19 protein-coding genes and 1 tRNA gene are annotated in these 19,391 nt (G+C 52.7%); 12 read left to right on the top strand and 8 right to left on the bottom strand.

The features are described 5' to 3' along the window. The first annotated feature begins 5 nt into the window (after positions 1 to 5). The 3 genes from CWI71_RS07515 (at position 6) to CWI71_RS07525 (ending at position 2,958) form a co-directional block, all read left to right on the top strand. The gene (locus CWI71_RS07515) at positions 6 to 242 is read left to right on the top strand and encodes a hypothetical protein (protein WP_126754656.1); all 237 of its coding nucleotides are present in this window, start codon (positions 6 to 8) and stop codon (positions 240 to 242) included. 78 nt (positions 243 to 320) lie between these two features. Then, entirely contained in the window at positions 321 to 1,616 is a 1,296-nt protein-coding gene (locus tag CWI71_RS07520) for a DUF2868 domain-containing protein (RefSeq protein WP_126754657.1), read from the top strand. After that, positions 1,600 to 2,958 carry a GTPase/DUF3482 domain-containing protein gene (locus tag CWI71_RS07525; RefSeq protein WP_198678761.1) on the top strand — a complete coding sequence of 453 codons (1,359 nt, stop codon included), beginning with the start codon at positions 1,600 to 1,602 and terminating at the stop codon, positions 2,956 to 2,958. Before CWI71_RS07520 ends, CWI71_RS07525 begins: the two co-directional genes overlap by 17 nt. A gap of 25 nt (positions 2,959 to 2,983) precedes the next feature. On the opposite strand, the gene CWI71_RS07530 is transcribed toward CWI71_RS07525, so the two are convergent. The 3 genes from CWI71_RS07530 to CWI71_RS07540 all read right to left on the bottom strand — a co-directional run bounded on the left by CWI71_RS07530 (position 2,984) and on the right by CWI71_RS07540 (position 4,981). Beyond that, positions 2,984 to 3,060, bottom strand: a tRNA-Pro gene (locus CWI71_RS07530). 74 nt (positions 3,061 to 3,134) lie between these two features. Further along, entirely contained in the window at positions 3,135 to 4,739 is a 1,605-nt protein-coding gene (locus CWI71_RS07535) for a DUF3413 domain-containing protein (protein WP_126754659.1), read from the bottom strand. Between the two features lie 20 nt (positions 4,740 to 4,759). Next, a complete protein-coding gene (locus CWI71_RS07540) occupies positions 4,760 to 4,981 on the bottom strand; it encodes a YejL family protein (RefSeq protein ID WP_126754660.1) in 222 nt (73 codons plus the stop codon). An 83-nt stretch (positions 4,982 to 5,064) separates the two neighbouring features. Here CWI71_RS07540 and yejK point away from each other — a divergent pair, with 83 nt between their 5' ends. After that, complete coding sequence (gene yejK / locus CWI71_RS07545; protein WP_126754661.1) at positions 5,065 to 6,108, top strand: nucleoid-associated protein YejK; 1,044 nt, start codon at positions 5,065 to 5,067, stop codon at positions 6,106 to 6,108. Between the two features lie 58 nt (positions 6,109 to 6,166). On the opposite strand, the gene cspD is transcribed toward yejK, so the two are convergent. Further along, positions 6,167 to 6,376: a cold shock domain-containing protein CspD gene (cspD, locus tag CWI71_RS07550; protein WP_126754662.1), complete on the bottom strand. Its 210-nt coding sequence runs from the start codon at positions 6,374 to 6,376 to the stop codon at positions 6,167 to 6,169. 237 nt (positions 6,377 to 6,613) lie between these two features. Between cspD and clpS the strand changes: the two genes are divergently transcribed. Next, on the top strand, positions 6,614 to 6,925 hold the full coding sequence (gene clpS, locus CWI71_RS07555; RefSeq protein WP_126754771.1) for an ATP-dependent Clp protease adapter ClpS: 312 nt from the start codon (positions 6,614 to 6,616) through the stop codon (positions 6,923 to 6,925). Between the two features lie 36 nt (positions 6,926 to 6,961). Then, positions 6,962 to 9,235 carry an ATP-dependent Clp protease ATP-binding subunit ClpA gene (clpA, locus tag CWI71_RS07560; RefSeq protein ID WP_126754663.1) on the top strand — a complete coding sequence of 758 codons (2,274 nt, stop codon included), beginning with the start codon at positions 6,962 to 6,964 and terminating at the stop codon, positions 9,233 to 9,235. A 13-nt stretch (positions 9,236 to 9,248) separates the two neighbouring features. Here the strand turns inward: clpA and infA are convergent, their stop codons facing one another. The 4 genes from infA to ald form a co-directional block, all read right to left on the bottom strand. After that, a complete protein-coding gene (gene infA, locus CWI71_RS07565; RefSeq protein WP_054487875.1) occupies positions 9,249 to 9,467 on the bottom strand; it encodes a translation initiation factor IF-1 in 219 nt (72 codons plus the stop codon). A 66-nt stretch (positions 9,468 to 9,533) separates the two neighbouring features. Next, positions 9,534 to 10,250, bottom strand: a complete 717-nt coding sequence (gene aat / locus CWI71_RS07570) for a leucyl/phenylalanyl-tRNA--protein transferase (protein WP_126754664.1) — start codon at positions 10,248 to 10,250, stop codon at positions 9,534 to 9,536. Positions 10,251 to 10,256: 6 nt separating this feature from the next. Next, entirely contained in the window at positions 10,257 to 11,216 is a 960-nt protein-coding gene (trxB, locus tag CWI71_RS07575) for a thioredoxin-disulfide reductase (protein ID WP_126754665.1), read from the bottom strand. A 137-nt stretch (positions 11,217 to 11,353) separates the two neighbouring features. Beyond that, positions 11,354 to 12,481: an alanine dehydrogenase gene (gene ald / locus CWI71_RS07580; protein WP_126754666.1), complete on the bottom strand. Its 1,128-nt coding sequence runs from the start codon at positions 12,479 to 12,481 to the stop codon at positions 11,354 to 11,356. Positions 12,482 to 12,625: 144 nt separating this feature from the next. On the opposite strand from ald, the gene CWI71_RS07585 reads away from it, so the two are divergent. The 6 genes from CWI71_RS07585 to serS all read left to right on the top strand — a co-directional run bounded on the left by CWI71_RS07585 (position 12,626) and on the right by serS (position 19,387). Next, entirely contained in the window at positions 12,626 to 13,117 is a 492-nt protein-coding gene (locus CWI71_RS07585; RefSeq protein ID WP_126754667.1) for an Lrp/AsnC ligand binding domain-containing protein, read from the top strand. A gap of 143 nt (positions 13,118 to 13,260) precedes the next feature. After that, complete coding sequence (locus CWI71_RS07590) at positions 13,261 to 15,696, top strand: DNA translocase FtsK (RefSeq protein ID WP_126754668.1); 2,436 nt, start codon at positions 13,261 to 13,263, stop codon at positions 15,694 to 15,696. Positions 15,697 to 15,705: 9 nt separating this feature from the next. Continuing rightward, complete coding sequence (gene lolA, locus CWI71_RS07595; RefSeq protein WP_126754669.1) at positions 15,706 to 16,365, top strand: outer membrane lipoprotein periplasmic chaperone LolA; 660 nt, start codon at positions 15,706 to 15,708, stop codon at positions 16,363 to 16,365. A gap of 8 nt (positions 16,366 to 16,373) precedes the next feature. Continuing rightward, positions 16,374 to 17,711, top strand: a complete 1,338-nt coding sequence (locus CWI71_RS07600) for a replication-associated recombination protein A (protein ID WP_198678763.1) — start codon at positions 16,374 to 16,376, stop codon at positions 17,709 to 17,711. Then, positions 17,695 to 18,090 carry a fluoride efflux transporter CrcB gene (gene crcB / locus CWI71_RS07605; RefSeq protein ID WP_126754670.1) on the top strand — a complete coding sequence of 132 codons (396 nt, stop codon included), beginning with the start codon at positions 17,695 to 17,697 and terminating at the stop codon, positions 18,088 to 18,090. The genes CWI71_RS07600 and crcB overlap by 17 nt, the downstream gene beginning before the upstream one ends. A 1-nt stretch (position 18,091) precedes the next feature. Then, entirely contained in the window at positions 18,092 to 19,387 is a 1,296-nt protein-coding gene (gene serS / locus CWI71_RS07610) for a serine--tRNA ligase (RefSeq protein ID WP_126754671.1), read from the top strand. Positions 19,388 to 19,391 lie beyond the last annotated feature (4 nt).

Below are 19,391 nucleotides of genomic sequence, written 5' to 3' on the forward strand. Positions count from 1 at the left end.
GAACAATGCGTAAATTGCTGATTTTAGCTATTTTCGCGGCAGCCGTGTACCAGTATTATTATGGTTTCGGCGCGCATTTGCTGCCCGCCGTGGATTTAGGCCAGGTCGCCGGCGACCTGAAGCGCAAAGCCGTAGAAAAACGTGACCCTACGCAGTTAAAGCTTGAGTGCCCGGCGGGAACTTACGTTGCCGTCGACGAAAACCTGCAAAACGCCCACTGCCAGCCGCGTAGCCGCTATTAAATGGCGGCATGCCACTTTACCTGAGCAACAGCCTCCAGTATCTTTAACCTTCCACTGACGGACAGGGGAAGGACATCCTTGCGTTTCTCTCGTTTTGAACTTTTCTGGTTAGCTGAATTACAGCGACAGCGTGATGTCAGCGACGCCGATCAGCAAGCCGACAGGTTCCGGCTGACAGAGCTGGACGCCAAACAGGGTATGACAGAGCAACTGCTGGAGCGCGCGCGGCGTAGTGCTGAACGCCGCAAGGACACTCAGCACATCGGTCGCTGGCAGCAATTACGCCGTTTACTTACCTTAATTTTTGCACTATTGGCCGTTGCGCTGGGTATCGGGGCGACGCAAGCGGTGCTGAATCAGCCACAGCCAATATCGTTGTTGTTTGCCGTCAGTGTTTTGGTGGTTCCGAACTTAATTATGCTCCTGCTCTGGGCGCTGGTGGCGGTGCGCCGTAATCGTCCTGTCGGTGTGACTGCCTCGGGACTGCAGTTGCTGGAATGGCTACAGCGCAGCTCGCAAGCGCATGAGCTCGGCACCGCGTGGCTAAGTCACGTGCAACAGCAAAAGCTGCTGCAACCTTTAATGGCAATGCTCTCCAATGGCTTCTGGTTACTCATCGCGCTAAGTTCGTGGGCAACACTCCTGCTTTATCTCAGTTTTAACGATTATGCCTTTCACTGGGCGACTACCATTTTAAGTGAGGAGCAGCTGCATACCTTTGTCAGGCTGGCTCATTACTTACCTGAGCTGCTGTTTGGTGCGACGTTGCCAGAACTCTCGGCAGCTTCAGCTGCAGCGAATTTTGATAATACGGCGGGGCGTTGGCTCAGTTTGACCGTAGTCAGCTACGCCGTGCTGCCACGGGCGGTGATTTTCAGCGCCGCGTTTTTGTTATTCAGCTTGCGTTGCGCGCGTATGCAACTTGACCTTAACGCGCCCGGACATGTGGCTACCGTTCGTGCGATTGAGGCGGCGCAGCGGCCGACCCGGAATGTCGACGCTGATAGTGGCCGGGAGCATGAAAGCCTGACGTTTCGCTATGCCAGCGAAGGCAAAGGCGAGGTGAGTCTGAGCCTTGACTTTGAAGCCGATCCAAATTGGCGCGGCGATGAGAATTACCTTGGTGTGGTGGCCCGCCAGCAAGATAAAAAAGCGCTGTTAGATCGTTTGGATAAAGAGCCCGCTGAGCGCTTAGAAGTGCGCATTGCCGGTAGTCTCACGCCCGATCGCAGCAGCTTGCGCTACCTTGCCGCTCTGGCAGCAAGGACCCGTCGACTTACGGTCGTATTGGTGAAAAGTGCCGGGACAACTTACCTTAAACAGTGGCAAGAACTACTGGAACAGCATGAGGTCACTTATGTCGACACTGAATAAGCCACTACAGGTCGCCGTGGTTGGCCATACCAATGCAGGGAAGACGTCACTGCTGCGTACCTTACTGGAATTGCGTGAATTTGGCGAAGTGGATCAACGTCCCAGCACCACCCGTAGCGTGTTAGCGCAGGGCGTATGGCTGGAGGGCGAGCAGATCCTGAGTTTCTACGATACGCCCGGACTGGAGTCCGGATCTGAGCTTTATACTGAAATAGAGGGCTATGCCGACGCCCACCGCCATGACGGACCGGCGCAGATCCGCGCGTTTTTACAGAGCCCTTCAGCCGAAACGATCTACGCTCAGGAAGCCAAAGTATTGCGGCAACTATTGCAGTCCGACGCTGCTTTTTACGTTATTGATTGTCGCGATCCGGTATTGCCCAAATACCAGGATGAATTACAGCTATTAACCCGCTGCGGTAAACCTATGCTGCCGGTGCTCAACTATACCGCCAGCACACCTAACCGTGAGCAGGACTGGCGCGAGGCACTGGCGCGGCTGAACCTGCATGCAGTGGTGGCCTTTGATACGGTGTCGCCACCAGAAGGCGGTGAGAAATACTTGCTGCAAAGTTTAGCCACCGTCATACCAGCCGCCGAGCCGGTATTAACCAAGCTTCTGCAACAGCGCCGGCAGGAGCGGGAACGGCGTTTTATCGGTGGTATCCACAGTATTGCCGAATTGCTGTTTGAGGTTGCCAGTTATCATATACGAGTGCCGCATGAGTTGCCGGAGCATGAGCTAAAGCAAGCCGCGGCCCGACTGCAGCAACGCATTCGTGAGCGCGAGCAAAAAACTGTACAGGAACTGCTCGGGCGTTTTGCCTTTTTACCGGAAGACGCGGTCACCGCGCACCTGGATATCCGCACCGGAACCTGGCAGGACGATCTGTTTGAACCGGAAACGTTAAAAGCCTGGAGTAAGGACACTGGCTTTGGTGTCGGCGCCGGGGCCGCAGCCGGTGCTGGCGTTGATTTAATGGTCGGTGGTCTGAGTCTGGGGCTGGCCACGGCGTTAGGTGCGGCCGCAGGTGGGCTCTATCAAAGCTGGCGCCATCTGGGCGAGAAAGTAAAACAGCGCTGGCGCGGTGAGCGTGAGCTTGGCGTTGACGCGGCAACGCTGGCAACCATTGCCGGGCGGCAATTATTTTTATTGCAGCAACTAAGCCGTCGCGGGCATGCTGCGACCGAAGCCGTCGAAGTCGCTGTTGATCACCGTTTATCGCGTGAACAGTTCAGCGCGATCGAAAAAGTATTACGTCCGGTGCTGACGGAAACGCCCGATATTGATCGGGAAAAAGTTATACGCAAGTTGGAAGTACTGTTACAGGAAAGTTTATAGCGAAGCGCTAAGAAGAGGGAAGAATTGGTCGGCGTGACTGGATTTGAACCAGCGACCCCTGACACCCCATGACAGTGCGCTACCAAGCTGCGCTACACGCCGACCGAGCCCGTTATATTACTGCTTTTTTTCGATTAAACAAGTCGTCGGCAGCGCTTCGTGTACCGTTTGGCGAATTATTGCTCGTTTTGCTGGCTAAAGCGTTGCAGGTGACGGATGCCATCTACTAATACCGGGGTTGCCGGTGACACGCTTGGCAGCTCGGCAAAGGTGCCATTGTCGAAGGTGCGCAGTTGGCCATTAACTTCTATCACCGTTGTTGAAGCGCGATCGTAAACGACCAGATCACGATTGAAACTTGTCATGACCGGAAAGCTGCGCTCGTGCGCTTCGAACAGGTTTTTACCGGTGGCAAAGGAGCGCACGCCATCGGAACAGACCATGTAGTGACTGCTCAGCGTTGGCATAATATCGGTCAGCAGGGCGACGTCCTGCGTCGCGAAATCAAGGTTCTCCGAGTGATAGAAGGGCACCTGTACTTCGCTTAAGGCATAGGCTTCGGGACCGCTGCTCAGCGCATGGTTCGGGGTCAACGCGGTGATTACCACTTGCGTACCAGCTGCCAGCTCGGTTTGCACCTGCTCAATCAGCGCGGTATCCAGGCTGGTACTGAACTGCACTTCGATACTGTCGCGGAAGGCTTTTGTTTGCGCTTGCTGTAAAAATTCGGGGACCGCGAAGGCGGCAAAATCGCCGCGCAAACGCACACGTACCTGATAGTCACTTAATTGCTGCCAATACGCTGGCCGCACCTGTTGCTGCAGAACTGGCTGCGCATAAATATCGGCAAGTCCGTATAACAGCTCGAACATACCGCCCTGAGTGCTGATCTGACCCACCAATGGTGTCGGCAAAGCGGTCAGGGCTGGCAGTGCGCTGGCAATTTGTTGTTGCTGTGCGGCGGTCAGGTGATTAAATACCACGACCAGAGTGTTATTGGTTTGCGGTTGCCGGGCGCACATTAAGTTACGCGGCGGGTAATTCAGTTCAATGGAAGAGGTTTCTTTTAACAGGCGATCAGTCGCTTCCAGGCGCTCCTCCGCCAGCCAGCCGTGTTTGCTCATTAACGTGCGGGCGGTGGTGGGGTAGGATAACGGAAATAAGTCATCCTGCTTGGTAATAGGAGTATAGAAGACTGCATCGGCCCAGATATGAATGCTGTGGCTGGCCAGAAAGCACATCACAAACACTGCGCTGAATGCCGCGCCCCAATGCTTTTCACGGAGGCGATCAAGCCGTTTCCAGGCAATATTGGCAAGCGCCAATTCAAACACCAGCAATATCACGAAAATCAGTAACATGCCCAGAAGTAACACAAAGCTGGCACCGGCGAAGGCGGCTTCGGCATCGACAGCCAGTTGCGACAGCGAGTAGGTATTAAGATGATAGCCGTACTGACGGAAGAACAGGGCATCCGCAACCAGCGCAATCAGACCGAACGAAGCAACCAGGGTGGCGATACCCTTCAGGATGCGTGAGAACGGAATCAGCAAACAAAACGGAAAAACCAGAATGATAAAGGCAATAAAAGGTAAGAAGGCAAAGTGGCCAAGCCAACTGATCACCATGTAGATGCCGCCTAATACCGTCGCTGGCGTCTCTGCCGCTTCAATATACAGAGTACCTATCGCCAGTGCCAGCAGGATATTGAAAAAGGTAAACCAGTGTCCCCAGCTGATCAGTCGAGCAATTTTATCGCGCCGCTGTTTGCGTTGTCTCATGTGTTGCCTGATTCTTTAGCTTATGCTGATTTATTCAACGATTGTAGCAGTACTTTACCAAATTGTTCAGCGACTTGATGCGCCCGTTCCGGGGCATAATGCTCAGACAAGATATGAGTGACCGCATTGCCAAGCGTCATCAACGCCAGGTCAACGGGTACCTGCTCTTCATGTAAAACGCTTAGGACGTCGTTGACTAATTTTTCCTGGCGGTCGGCGTCATATTTTGACACGATTGGCATCGATTTTTTTCCTCACATGATAGAATAACGTCAATCTTATCACAGGCTACGCCATTTGCAGTAAGAAAGGACAAGGCAACAGCATGCAAGCAGATGTTCAACATAGCATTATTCACCAGTTTTACACCAATGACGGTCAGGTCGGCCTGCGCCTGGCGCCGGCGACACTGGCGATAAACGATGAGGTGAGTTTGTTGCTGGCAGAACTCACCGAGGTATATCAGGCCAAGCCAAGTAAAGGCTATGCACGTTTTTTGCGTGAGGATGATGAACACGACAGCACCTTGAAAAGTAACTTTCCGGAGCTGCTGGAAAAATGGCAAAAAGGCGACGAGGAGTTCGTTAACTTCTCCCAGGAAGGCGCCAAGCTATTACACCAGCAGTTACAACACTACGGCATTCTTGAAGCGGGTTTTCTGCTTTTAGCCAGCTATCGCGAGCGCGGTCAGGACTTTCTGGTGGTAGCCTTTTTGCCGAGCCAGGATGGTGTCACTATTGCCGCCGACTTAAGCGTTGACCGCTCGTCGCAGCTAGCGATCAGCAAAGTGCAGCTGGCAGCGACGATCAATCTGACCGAGTGGCATGAAGAGCCGGCGTCGACCACCTATATTTCCTTTATTAAAGGTCGTGCCGGGCGCAAGGTATCGGATTTCTTTTTAGATTTTCTCGGCTGTGCCGAAGGCCTTAATCCGAAGAAACAATCGCAGCAGCTGATTGAGAGTGTCAGCCGTTATGCGCAGGAAGAGCAGCTGGAGAGCGAACAGGCACGGCAATTACGGAAATCGGTGTACGATATCTGTGACAATCAGTGGCAACACGGTGAGCCGGTGCGGGTGAAAGACTTGTCTGAACAGCTACGTGAAGCTGTGCCGATGGAGCGTAGCTTCGCGGACTTTAACAAGGCGCAGGCGGAGCGCGCGTTGGTTGATGAGTTTCCGACCGACCGTTCGACCTTGCGCAAGCTGGTCAAGTTTCAGGGGCAGGGCGGCGGCCTGAGTGTGGGGTTTGATCAGGAGCTGCTCGGAGAGCGCGTCGAATACGACCCCAGTACCGACAAACTAACGATTCATGGTACGCCACCCAATCTGCGCGACCAGTTACGCCGCTATTTTGGCATTGACAGTTAAGATCAAAAAACGCTGGAGCAGTGAGCTGGTCCAGCGTTTTTAAAGTTAAGACAGGGTGTTATTTCTGCACGGGAATGATATTCGTGGCGTGAAGACCTTTGGGCCCTTCCTCGAGTTCGAACTGAACGTCCTGACCCGCTTTTAAGGTGCGATAGCCTTCCATTTCGATGGTTGAATAATGTGCGAAGATATCACCTTCACGGTCTTCTGCTTCAATGAATCCAAAACCTTTTGAGTTATTGAACCATTTCACTTTACCGGTTGCCATACTTCTACTTCCTTTAATTCTGCAGTTACTATTTAATTATTGTTAGAATGACGTCGAGGCCTTTAAAAAGCCATTTGTTAACGCCATGTTTTACTCTAGGTGAGTTCTGTTCAGTGTCAAGGCATATTTTGATTATTTATTGAACGGCTGATGGCGGCCCAAGCGTTTAATTTAAATGAAAGTGAGCGAAAGGCGCATTTTCTGGCTATAAATAGGTAAAGAGCGGTTATGAGTCGGATGGACCAACATCAACAGAAAGCGGTGCGCGATCGCGAAAGCGAGAAACAAAAGTTGCAACCACCGCCAATGTATAAGGTCATATTAAATAATGATGATTACACGCCGATGGACTTTGTCATCGAAGTACTCATCAAATTTTTTCGGATGGATCAGGAACGGGCGACAGACACCATGCTGACCATCCATTATAAAGGCCAAGCCGTTTGCGGGGTCTATTCAGCAGAAGTCGCTGAAACGAAAGTGGTACAAGTAAACCAGTATGCTCGCGAGCATGACCATCCGTTACTTTGTACGATGGAGAAAGCTTGAACAGCAGTGTTGTCTGGTCGAAGTTGAGGAGTGCGTATGTTAAATAAAGCTCTGGAAATAACCTTAAACGATGCGTTTCGCATCGCTCGTGACCGTCGTCATGAACTGATGACGGTGGAACATTTATTATTAGCACTTCTTGATAATCCTGAAGCGTCAAAAGCACTGCGTGCCTGTGGTTTGGAGTTCACTAAGCTCAAACAGGAGCTACTGGCTTATATCGATCGCAGTACGCCAAGTTTTGACAGTGAGACAGCTGAGACCGAAACCCAGCCAACGCTTGGTTTTCAGCGCGTACTGCAGCGGGCTGTGTTCCATGTGCAGTCATCAGGGAACAGTGAAGTCACCGGCGCCAACGTGCTGGTTGCTATTTTCAGCGAGCAGGAGTCGCACGCGGTTTACCTGCTCAACAAGCATGATATTACCCGACTGGATGTCGTCCATTTTCTCTCGCATGGCCTGTCGAAAGTGGACGAGCCGATTATTCGTCAGGAAGATGACGAGGCAGAGCAGCAAGAGCAGCCTGTTGATGAGCAGGAAAGCTATTTAAAACGCTTCTGCAGCAATTTAAATGCGCGCGCTAAAGAAGGCAAGATTGACCCATTGATCGGTCGTGAACTTGAACTTGAACGCTGTGTGCAGGTGTTGTGTCGTCGGCGTAAAAATAACCCGTTATTAGTAGGCGAAGCGGGCGTCGGTAAAACAGCGATTGCCGAGGGCCTGGCCTACCGTATTGTCAACGAAGACGTGCCAGAGGTGATGGCAAACGCCACCATTTATTCACTGGATATGGGTGGACTCCTGGCCGGTACCAAATACCGGGGTGATTTCGAAAAACGCTTTAAAGCACTACTCAAAGAAGTACGTGCTAAAGAGCATGCGATCTTATTCATTGACGAAATTCATACCATTGTCGGCGCGGGTGCTGCCAGCGGTGGCGTCTTAGACGCTTCAAATCTGCTAAAGCCTCTTTTGAGTAGCGGTGAGCTTAAGTGCATTGGTTCTACCACTTACAGTGAGTTTAAAAATATTTTCGAGAAGGATCGCGCGCTGGTGCGCCGTTTCCAGAAAATTGATATCGCCGAGCCGTCGGTGGACGATACCACGAAGATCCTGATGGGCTTGAAAGAACGTTATGAAGAGCATCATGGTATTCGCTACACGCAACCAGCGATTCGGGCGGCGGCAGAACTTTCGGCACGCTATATTAATGAACGTCATTTGCCCGATAAGGCGATTGATGTCATTGACGAAGCCGGTGCGAGTCAACGCCTGGTGGCGCCTTCAAAGCGCAAGAAAACCATCAATGTTGGCGATATTGAGCAGATTATTGCGAAAATCGCGCGGATTCCGGAGCAAAGTGTGTCACGCTCCGATCAGCAGCTATTGAAGCAGTTGGATCGCAATCTGAAACTGGTGGTGTTTGGCCAGGATCCAGCTATTGATCAACTAAGTGCGGCGATTCGTTTGTCACGTTCGGGGTTAGGAGCTGAAGACAAGCCAATCGGTTCGTTCTTGTTTGCCGGTCCGACCGGGGTCGGTAAAACCGAGATAACGCAGCAACTGGCCAACGCGCTGGGCATTGAATTCCTGCGTTTTGATATGTCGGAATATATGGAGCGTCACGCGGTCAGTCGTCTTATCGGCGCACCGCCGGGCTACGTCGGCTATGAGCAGGGCGGCTTATTGACTGAAGCGGTGATCAAGCATCCGCACGCGGTAGTGTTACTGGACGAAATCGAGAAAGCGCACAGTGATATTTACAATATTCTGTTGCAGGTGATGGACCACGGGACATTGACCGATAACAACGGTCGTAAGGCCGATTTCCGCAACGTGATTTTGGTCATGACCACCAATGCCGGCGTACAGGAAACCGTGCGGCAGTCGATTGGCTTTAAACAGCAGGATCACGCACCGGACGCAATGTTGGAAATCAATCGCACCTTCAGTCCTGAATTCCGTAACCGCCTGGACGGTATTGTCTGGTTTAATCACCTGAGTCCGGAGGTCATAGTGCAGGTGGTCGATAAGTTTGTCACCGAGCTACAGGCGCAGCTGGATCGCAAGCAAGTAACCTTAGAGCTCGATGATCAGGCGCGGACCTGGTTGGCGGAAAAAGGCTACGACAAAGCAATGGGTGCGCGGCCAATGGCGCGGGTTATTCAGGAACATCTGAAAAAGCCGCTGGCCAACGAAATACTATTTGGCAAGTTAACTCATGGTGGTGAAGTGCGCGTCAGTGTGAAGGGCGACGCATTAGAACTTACGATTGAAGAGCGTGAAGCCCGTGGTTCAACCACGGGCTAACGGCAAGCGTGGTTTAGCGCGCGCGGAAGACAATGCGGCCTTTGGTTAAATCGTAAGGCGTAAGTTGCACGGTCACAGTGTCACCGGTAAGAATACGGATGTAGTGCTTACGCATTTTTCCGGAAATATGCGCGGTGACCACGTGGCCGTTTTCCAGTTCAACCCGGAACATTGTGTTCGGTAAGGTTTCGAGTACCGTACCTTGCATTTCAATACTGTCTTCTTTTGCCATTCAAATCCTCGATTTTTTGCTAAGCTCGGAAAAAGTGGTCAGAATTCTAGCTGTTTTCGATCTGAATTACCACTCGATTTCTTTTTTCAACTCGCGTGACTGCCAAAAATCCGCTGCTAATGGCGGCGATTTCTGTGCAAATGACCGTAATTGATACAAAAATTGCGCCCGTGGCAGTTGTTTTAGTCCTAACGAATGCAGGTGTTCATTCGGTACCTGTGCATCAATGAGTTGCCCGCCCGCCTGAAAGTAATGCCGGGCGAAGGTCAGTAGGGCCAGCTTTGACGCGTTGGTAACGCGGTGAAACATGCTCTCCCCACAGAAAATGCCCGGTATTGCCACGCCATACATGCCACCGACGAGTTGTCCGTCGCGCCAGATTTCAATGGAATGGGCATGACCTTCCTCATGCAGCCGCTGATACGCACGCTGCATTTCTTCTGTTATCCAGGTTCCGGCGCCGTCCGCATGGGCCTGCGCGCAACCGCGAATGACCTCTGCAAAAGCCTGATTTAAAGTCACCGTCAGTTCAGTGCGGCGGCGAAAACGGCGCATTGAGCGGCTTTCATGAATGCTTTGCGGTGTAAAAACCGCACGCGGATCAGGACTCCACCAAAGTGGCGGGTCGTCTTCAGTAAACCAGGGAAAAATACCGTTTCGGTATGCATTGAGCAGGCGATCGGTGCTTAAATCACCACCGATCGCCAGCAAACCGTCAGGTTCTCGCAGCGCCAGTTCCGGCCGGGGAAAATGGTTGTCACGGGCTGCGAGCCGGTAGACCATAAAGAATCAGGCTTTGGTCAGAGCATCAAGATAGCGTTCGGCGTCGAGTGCTGCCATACAGCCAGTACCCGCTGAGGTGATCGCCTGACGATAGGTATGGTCCATCACATCACCCGCTGCAAACACGCCAGGTACGCTGGTGGCGGTCGCGTTACCCTGTAAGCCCGAGCGCACTAGAATATAGCCGTCCTGCATTTCCACCTGGCCCTCGAAAATACCGGTATTGGGTTGATGGCCGATTGCGATAAAGCAACCCATCACTTCCAGCTCAGACAAGCCGCCGGTTTCTGTGTCTTTAATCCGCACACCGGTGACGCCGCTGTCATCACCTAAAACCTCATCCAGGGTTTTGTTCAAATGCAGAGTAACATTGCCGTTCGCGGCTTTGTCCATAAGCCGGTCGACCAGGATTTTTTCCGCGCGGAACTCCTCGCGGCGATGAATAACATGTACTTCACTGGCAATGTTGGCCAGATAAAGCGCTTCTTCAACCGCGGTATTACCACCGCCGACCACACAGACTTTTTGATTGCGATAGAAAAAGCCGTCGCAGGTGGCGCAGGCAGAAACGCCTTTACCCATAAAGGCTTCTTCTGAATCAAGGCCGAGGTATTTGGCGGAAGCGCCGGTAGAAATAATAACTGCGTCAGCGGTGTACTCGTTAGTGTCGCCGGTCAGGCGGAAAGGGCGCTTGCTGAAGTCTACTGCGTTAATATGATCGAAAACGATTTCGGTATTAAATTTTTCTGCGTGCTGCTGCATGCGCACCATCAGATCAGGTCCGGTCAGGCCTTCGGCGTCGCCCGGCCAGTTTTCAACGTCTGTAGTGGTGGTCAATTGCCCACCTTGCTGCATGCCGGTGACCATGACCGGGTTCAGGTTCGCGCGCGCGGCATAGACCGCAGCGGTATAGCCCGCAGGACCTGAACCGAGGATCAATAAACGGCAGTGTTTGGCTTCAGCCATAGTAAAGTTACTCCATTTTTAATTATTCGATTTGCAAGTTGCATAGATACATTGGGACTGATTGTATGGATTACAACGGCCGCAAACAAGAGACCCGCAACAATTGTGCGGGTCTCAAAGGGGAGGAAAGTGTAAACTTAGCTGCGAATTGCTTCGATTGGGTCGAGATAATCAAGACCCAGCTTTTCACCTAAGTCATCATGCACTGCTTTGTAAGTGATCTTACCTTTGTGCATGTTCAGGCCGTTACGCAGGTGCTCGTTGTTTTCCATCGCTTTTAGGCCTTGATTCGCCAATGCCAGACCGAATGGTAAGGTCGCATTGTTCAGCGCGATGGTAGAGGTACGGGCAACACCACCTGGCATGTTCGCAACACAGTAATGCACAATGTCTTCAACCACATAGGTTGGTTCCTGGTGCGTGGTTGCTTTTGACGTTTCAAAACAACCGCCCTGATCGATGGCGACGTCAACCACCACAGAGCCTGGCTTCATGTTCTTCAGGTGTTCGCGGGTCAGCAGCTTCGGTGCAGCAGCGCCCGGGATCAGTACCGCGCCGATCACCAGATCAGCTTCACGGGAGAACTTGTCTACCGCATCAACGGTCGAGTAGATGGTTTTCACGCGGCCGGCGAAAATGTCATCCAGTTGACGCAAGCGCGGCAGTGAGCGATCTAAAATAGTGACGTCAGCACCCATGCCCACCGCCATCTTAGCGGCCTGGGTTCCGACCACGCCGCCGCCAATCACCAGTACTTTACCTGGCTCAACGCCTGGTACGCCGCCAAGCAGTACGCCGCTGCCGCCGTTGGCTTTCTCAAGATTGTGCGCGCCAGCCTGAATCGACATACGGCCAGCAACTTCGCTCATTGGCGCCAACAATGGCAAACCGCCGTTACGGTCAGTGACCGTCTCGTAAGCGATAGCGGACACGCCAGCTTTGGCCAGCAGGTCAGTTTGCGTTGGATCCGGTGCCAGGTGCAGATAGGTGTACAGAATCTGGCCTTCACGTAACTGTACGCACTCGTTTGGCTGTGGCTCTTTGACCTTGATGATCATCTCAGCTTTGGCAAAAATCTCAGCTGGATCATCAACAATCGTCGCGCCGGCCAGTTCGTAATCTTCGTTGGTAAAACCGATGGCCGCGCCACCGTTATTTTCAACCATCACATCATGACCGTGGGCAACATATTCACGTACTGCTGCCGGAGTTAGGCCGATACGATATTCATGGTTTTTTATTTCTTTAGGTACACCAATTAGCATGACTTTGATCCCGTTAAGGTTGTCGGTTTTACAGAATGATTTAAGGCGAGCATTATAGGCGAAACCCCAGCCTTGTTTCGTACTTTTTTTATACCTCTATACCGTTTATACTACGGCATAAATAACTTTCGACCGTGGAAAAGCATGTTTAACGCCGAAGAACCCGTACGAATCACTATTGACAGAATTGACCGGAAAATATTAAGGCTATTGCAGGACGAGGGACGCCTGAGTAACGTTGCTTTAGCGCAGCGTGTGGGCCTGAGCGCCTCGGCCTGTAACGAGCGCGTGCGTAAGCTGGAGCAGGAAGGCATTATTGAAAGTTACCATGCCCGCATTAATCCCAGCAAACTCGGCGCCAACCTGATGGTGTTCGTTGAAATTACGCTGACCCGGACTTCTTCCGATTCGTTTGCTGAGTTTAGTGAGGCGGTGCGCAAAACGCCAGAAATTCTCGAATGTCACCTGGTTGCCGGCGACTTCGACTTTCTCATTAAGGCGCGGGTGCCGGACATGCCTTCGTATCGAAAGTTACTGGGAGAAACCTTGTTAACGATGCCGGGGGTAAACGAGTCACGCACTTATGTAGTGATGGAAGAGGTGAAAAACGATAATAAGGTACTGATAAAAGGTTAGCAAAGAGGTGGTAAAACAGCTGAATCTCTGCCGCTGACACGCTACACTAAGCAATAAACGTCGCGCCAAATAACAATAACGACGCTAACAGGGAATGAACGAACGATGACGACCGTGCCACACTATCTTTTTCCGGGTGCTCTATGAGTGGTGCCCAACGCGTACTTGAAGTAGGCCTGATTCTCTGTGGGGCCTTTGCTATTTTCTTATTTCTGGCGCTGGTGAGCTTCAACCCGGCCGATCCCAGCTGGTCGCAAACCGGCTACGAGGGCACAATTGAGAACGCGGCGGGTGCCATTGGTGCCTGGTTTGCCGACGCGCTGCTGTTTGCGTTTGGCTTTGTCGCCTATGCCATTCCTTTTGGTCTTGCCGGGTTAGGCTATGTCATGTTTCGGCAGCCCCATCGCTTACTTGAGCTTGACTACTTAGCTCTTGGGCTGCGCCTGATCGGTTTAATTCTGACCTTGGTCGGCGCTTCTGCGCTGGCATCACTGAACTTTTCTGCGCTTTATTCCTTTTCCGCCGGCGGTGTCGTCGGCGACGTGATCAGTAGTTCTTTATTGCCTTACTTTAATCTGATTGGCACCACGTTACTGTTACTGACTTTTTTGTGTACCGGCCTGACGCTGGTGACTGGCATCTCGTGGGTGTGGTTGGCTGACAAGCTGGGCGAGTGGACAATTCAGGGAACGCAGTGGCTGTATCATGGTGCGCAGAAGCAAATCAATAAGTGGCGCAGCAGCGATCATGACAGCACACCCACTGCCAGTGAACGTCGGAAAAAACGGCGCAAGCTAAAGGCATTACCAGCGGACGAAGCGCCGCAACGGCATGAACCGGAGCTCGATCTGGACTTAAGTATCAGTACTGATGATATGGATGGGGAACCCGATCTCGGATTATTTGCGGAAGTGGAGCAGAAGGTCGAGCCCGATGGCCGTCTTAGTGAAGATGCCGCGCCTGCAAGCCAAAATTCCCGTTTTGCGCGCCCGGCACCGGCTGCGAAATCTGCGCCTGCCACCGAAACCGCGGCAACCGCAGATGTGACAGCTGATGAAGACGATAACAGCGTCGCTGCACCGCTTGACCCTTTGCCATCTATTGCCTTACTGGATAAACCGGCACAAACAGGTAATCCGCTGACTCCGGCCGAGCTGGACCAGATCAGTCAGACGGTGGAGGCGGTACTGCAGGACTTTGGTGTGGAAGTAAAAGTCGCCAATGTCCAACCAGGGCCGGTGATTACCCGCTTTGAGCTGGATCTGGCACCGGGCGTGAAAGTTTCCAAGATATCAAACCTTGATAAAGACATTGCCCGTTCATTGTCAGCGATATCAGTACGGGTGGTCGAAGTGATCCCGGGTAAATCCTACGTCGGCCTTGAGCTGCCGAATAAGAGTCGGGAAACGGTTTTCTTCAGCGACGTCATTGCTTGTGACGCTTTCCAGCAAAGCGCGTCGCCACTGACCATGGTCTTAGGGAAAGGTATTTCCGGGCAGCCGGTCATTGTGGATCTGGCGAAGATGCCGCACTTGCTGGTCGCAGGTACCACAGGGTCAGGTAAGTCGGTGGGCGTGAACGTCATGATACTGAGCCTGCTATATAAGAGCACGCCGGAAGAAGTGCGCCTGATCATGATTGACCCGAAAATGCTCGAGTTATCGGTGTATGAGGGCATTCCGCACTTGCTGACCGAGGTAGTGACTGACATGAAAGACGCTGCCAACGCACTGCGTTGGTGTGTCGGCGAAATGGAGCGCCGCTATAAGCTTATGTCAGCACTTGGAGTACGTAATCTGAAAGGCTATAACGCCAAAGTTGCTGAGGCAAGCGATAGCGGTGAGCCCTTGCGTGACCCGCTATGGAAACCGGGTGACTCGATGGACGAGCTGCCACCGCATCTGGAAACGCTGCCCAGCATTGTCGTTGTCATTGACGAATTTGCCGATATGATGATGATTGTCGGTAAAAAGGTTGAGGAATTAATTGCCCGTATCGCGCAAAAAGCGCGGGCAGCTGGTATTCACCTCATTCTGGCCACGCAGCGCCCGTCAGTTGATGTTATTACCGGCTTGATTAAAGCTAATATTCCGACCCGTATTGCGTTTCAGGTACAGTCAAAAATTGACTCGCGAACGATTCTTGATCAGCCCGGCGCAGATCAGCTGCTGGGGCAGGGCGATATGCTGTATTTGCCGCCAGGCAGCGGCGTGCCGACCCGCGTTCACGGCGCTTTTGTTGATGATCATGAAGTACATGCGGTGGTCGCTGACTGGAAAAAACGTGGTAAGCCAAATTATCTTGATGAAATTCTTAACGGCGACCCGACTGAGGAAAGTCTGCTGCCGGGCGAGTCGTTAGAGGATGACGATGGTGAAAGCGACCCGCTGTATGATGAGGCCGTCGCCTTTGTCACCGAGACCCAGCGGGTGTCGGTCTCGAGTGTGCAACGTAAGTTCAGAATTGGTTACAATCGCGCCGCGCGCATTGTTGAACAAATGGAGCACAGCGGTGTCGTTAGTAGTGCGGCAAGCAACGGTCAACGGGACGTATTAGCGCCGCGCCCACCACGAGATTAAGGATGTTGTATGAAGTTGATAATTGCCGGCCTGATGCTGTTTGCGAGTGCAGGCACGCTGGCCCAAAGCTCTACAGAGTTGTCGCAGCCGCACAGCAGTGACGCCAAACGCCAGTTACAGGCGCAACTGGCGCCAATTAGTACCCTGCAGGCTAACTTTCAGCAGCAGGTCATGGATGCTGAAGGCGAGCTCATTCAGGAGCTTCAGGGTGAGCTTGCCCTGGCACGCCCGAATAAATTCTACTGGCAAAGTGATGCCCCCGATGAACTGATTTTGGTCGCCGACGGACAGTCGGTGTATTACTACGACCCCTTTGTTGAGCAAGTTACGATTTCGTCGCAAAGCAATGCCAGCGCGCAAAGTCCGTTTTTGTTGCTACTTGACGCTGAAGCCAGCGCCTGGGCGGAGTATGAGGTGAGTGCCGAGGGTTTGAGCTACCAGCTTGAGCCGCTAACGGGTAGCGCTCAGCAACAAAGTCTGCAAGTGAATTTTCGCGCGCAGGAAGAGGGTGATGCTGAGCTGGCAGAGCTGATTCTGGACGATGGTCAGGGCCAGGTGACCCGTATTGAGCTGCACGATGTTACCGTCAATGCGGCCTTACCCTACACGACCTTTAGGTTTGAAATTCCGGAGCATGCTGTGGTCGATGATCAGCGTGAGCAACCCTAGGGGGGCATGTGGCCAACCAGAGTTTTGATTTCAGTCCTGATTTTCGGCCACTGGCGGCGCGCATGCGACCGCAGACCCTAGATACTTATGTCGGCCAGGAGCACCTGCTTGGGCCTGGCAAACCTCTGCGTGAGGCAATAAAAAAAGGCCAGCTCCACTCGATGATTTTGTGGGGACCACCGGGCACCGGCAAAACCACCCTCGCTGAAATTATCGCGCAGTCGGGCGCTGCAGCGTTAGAGCGGGTAAGCGCGGTCACCTCAGGGGTAAAAGAAATACGTGCCGCCATCGCAAATGCCAAGGCGAATCAGCAACAGGGCCGCCGCACCTTACTCTTTGTCGACGAGGTGCATCGCTTTAATAAAAGCCAGCAGGATGCCTTTTTGCCACATATTGAAGATGGCACGGTTATTTTTGTTGGCGCGACTACTGAAAATCCGGCCTTTGAGTTAAATGGCGCCTTACTTTCCAGAGCGCGGGTTTATCGTCTGAAAACGATTGAAGACGATGCGATTGCCAACTTACTTAAAACCGCTTTAGCCGATTCAGAGCTGGGGCTGGGGCAGCGTGAGCTGGACATTTCCGACGATGCACTGGACTACCTGGTGCATGCTGCCGCAGGCGATGCCCGTCGCGCCCTGAATTACTTAGAGATCAGCACCGACAGTATTGCCGACGGCGCACGACTTGAACGCGAGACAGTTGTCGCTGCCATTGGCGGGCGTCAGGCCGGTTACGATAAGCAAGGCGATATTTATTATGATTTACTCTCGGCATTGCACAAATCCGTGCGAGGCTCATCGGCGGATGGCGCACTGTACTGGTACGCACGTATTTTGCATGGTGGCGGCGACCCGTTAATTGTCGCGCGCCGGTTGTTAGCGATTGCCTCAGAAGATATTGGTAATGCTGATCCACGTGCCTTGCAGCTGGCATTAAATGCCTGGGATACCTTTCACCGGGTGGGGCCTGCTGAAGGGGAACGTGCCATTGCTCAGGCGTTGGTTTATTGTGCCCTGGCAGCAAAAAGTAACGCTGTTTACCAGGCATTCAATGCAGCAAAACGCCTGGCCGCCGAGCATCCCGACCTGCCGGTGCCGCACCACCTGCGTAACGCGCCGACAAAGATCCATAAGCAGGAAGGCTTTGGCGCCGATTATCGCTACGCCCATAACTACCCGCATGCATATGTGGCGGGCGAGCGCTACCTGCCCGAAAGCATCGCGCAAAGCAGCTTGTACGAGCCCAGCGAACGTGGGCTGGAGCTGCAGCTGAAGAAAAAATTGCAGTGGCTGCAACAACAAGACGAACAGAGTCAGTGGCAACGCGATGATAACCTTAACTAACTTATTCTGGGTAGCGCTCGGCGGAGCATTGGGAGCCATGGCGCGCTTTACTGTGGTGATGCTAAGCGCAGGAATATTGGGGAAGTCATTCCCTTTCGGAACCTTAATCGTTAACATAGTGGGGTCATTTTTACTGGCATTGTTGTTTCTCGGCCAGCAGCAGGGTGCCGTCAGCGAACAGACGTGGTTATGGGTCGGCGTCGGAGTGCTTGGCGCGTTTACCACCTTCTCGACATTTTCGCTCGACGTCGTGTTGTTGCTACAAAACGGAGAAACACTTAAAGCGTTCGCTTATGCCGGTCTTAACCTGTTTTGTTGTATTGCCGCAGTCGCACTCGCGCTGGGGCTGAAATCTTATTTTTTATCGATGTGGAATTAACATGTTAGACGCCAAGTTATTTCGAAGTGAACTCGCTGAAACCACTGCCCGTCTGAAGCAGACGCGTGACTTCCAACTGGATGTTGCCAGGCTGGAGCAACTCGAACAACGCCGCAAGGATTTGCAGGTGCGCACCGAGTCATTGCAGGCGGAACGCAATTCGCGTTCGAAAGCTATCGGTAAAGCCAAAGCGCAGGGCGAAGATATTCAACCACTGCTGGCGGCGGTTGATGATCTGGGCCAGCAACTGGAACAGGCGAAACACGAACTGGCCGGGATCCAGCAGGAACTGCATGAGATTATCTCTGGCGTGCCGAACTTACCTGACGCTGAAGTTCCGCTCGGTAAAGATGAAGACGACAATAAAGAAATTCTGCGCTGGGGTGAGCCGGCAAGCTTCGACTTCAGCCCGTTAGATCACGTAGATGTTGCGCAAAAACTGGCGCAGGGTATGGATTTTGAGCGCGGCGCGAAACTCGCGGGCGCGCGTTTTGTTGTGTTGCAGGGTGCGATTGCCCAACTGCACCGCGCACTAGCGCAGTTTATGCTGAATCTGCATGTGAACGAGCATGGTTATACCGAAGCCTATGTTCCGTATCTGGTCAATCATGACACCTTATTTGGCACCGGTCAGTTGCCAAAATTCGGCGAAGATCTGTTTCACGTGCAGGGCGCAACGGAAAAACAGGTGCCGATGTCATTAATTCCAACGGCCGAGGTACCACTGACGAACTTATGGCGCGATGAAATTGCCGATGAAGAGCAATTACCACTGCAATATGCCGCGCATACGCCTTGTTTTCGCAGTGAAGCAGGTTCGCATGGCCGCGATACCCGCGGTCTGATCCGTCAGCATCAGTTCGATAAAGTTGAGCTGGTATGGCTGGTCAAGCCAGAAGAGTCGATGGCGACGCTCGAGCGTCTGACTGAGCACGCCGAGCGGGTTCTGCAGTTGCTTGAGTTACCCTATCGTAAAGTACTGCTGTGTACCGGCGATATGGGCTTTGGTGCCTGTAAAACCTATGATCTCGAGGTCTGGTTGCCGACCCAGGAGACCTATCGTGAGATCAGCTCCTGTTCAAATATGGGCGACTTCCAGGCACGCCGCATGCAGGCCAGGTTCCGTCGTAAAGGTGCAAAGAAGCCTGAACTGATGCATACCTTAAATGGTTCGGGTCTGGCGGTAGGGCGTGCACTGGTCGCAATTCTCGAGAATTACCAGCAGGCCGATGGCTCCGTCAAAATCCCTACGGTGCTACAGCCTTATATGGGCGGTAAGACGGTGATTGAGGCGTAACTGC

Origin of the sequence: Pseudidiomarina insulisalsae (assembly GCF_003987065.1) — a bacterium.
GTDB lineage: Bacteria > Pseudomonadota > Gammaproteobacteria > Enterobacterales > Alteromonadaceae > Pseudidiomarina > Pseudidiomarina insulisalsae.

Coding starts and splice junctions, on each gene's coding strand:
- CWI71_RS07515 (WP_126754656.1), top strand. CDS start 6: ATGCGTAAATTGCTGATTTTAGCTATTTTCGCGGCAGCCGTGTACCAG.
- CWI71_RS07525 (WP_198678761.1), top strand. CDS start 1,600: ATGTCGACACTGAATAAGCCACTACAGGTCGCCGTGGTTGGCCATACC.
- CWI71_RS07535 (WP_126754659.1), bottom strand. CDS start 4,739: ATGAGACAACGCAAACAGCGGCGCGATAAAATTGCTCGACTGATCAGC.
- CWI71_RS07540 (WP_126754660.1), bottom strand. CDS start 4,981: ATGCCAATCGTGTCAAAATATGACGCCGACCGCCAGGAAAAATTAGTC.
- yejK (WP_126754661.1), top strand. CDS start 5,065: ATGCAAGCAGATGTTCAACATAGCATTATTCACCAGTTTTACACCAAT.
- cspD (WP_126754662.1), bottom strand. CDS start 6,376: ATGGCAACCGGTAAAGTGAAATGGTTCAATAACTCAAAAGGTTTTGGA.
- clpS (WP_126754771.1), top strand. CDS start 6,614: ATGGACCAACATCAACAGAAAGCGGTGCGCGATCGCGAAAGCGAGAAA.
- clpA (WP_126754663.1), top strand. CDS start 6,962: ATGTTAAATAAAGCTCTGGAAATAACCTTAAACGATGCGTTTCGCATC.
- infA (WP_054487875.1), bottom strand. CDS start 9,467: ATGGCAAAAGAAGACAGTATTGAAATGCAAGGTACGGTACTCGAAACC.
- aat (WP_126754664.1), bottom strand. CDS start 10,250: ATGGTCTACCGGCTCGCAGCCCGTGACAACCATTTTCCCCGGCCGGAA.
- trxB (WP_126754665.1), bottom strand. CDS start 11,216: ATGGCTGAAGCCAAACACTGCCGTTTATTGATCCTCGGTTCAGGTCCT.
- ald (WP_126754666.1), bottom strand. CDS start 12,481: ATGCTAATTGGTGTACCTAAAGAAATAAAAAACCATGAATATCGTATC.
- CWI71_RS07585 (WP_126754667.1), top strand. CDS start 12,626: ATGTTTAACGCCGAAGAACCCGTACGAATCACTATTGACAGAATTGAC.
- CWI71_RS07590 (WP_126754668.1), top strand. CDS start 13,261: ATGAGTGGTGCCCAACGCGTACTTGAAGTAGGCCTGATTCTCTGTGGG.
- lolA (WP_126754669.1), top strand. CDS start 15,706: ATGAAGTTGATAATTGCCGGCCTGATGCTGTTTGCGAGTGCAGGCACG.
- crcB (WP_126754670.1), top strand. CDS start 17,695: ATGATAACCTTAACTAACTTATTCTGGGTAGCGCTCGGCGGAGCATTG.
- serS (WP_126754671.1), top strand. CDS start 18,092: ATGTTAGACGCCAAGTTATTTCGAAGTGAACTCGCTGAAACCACTGCC.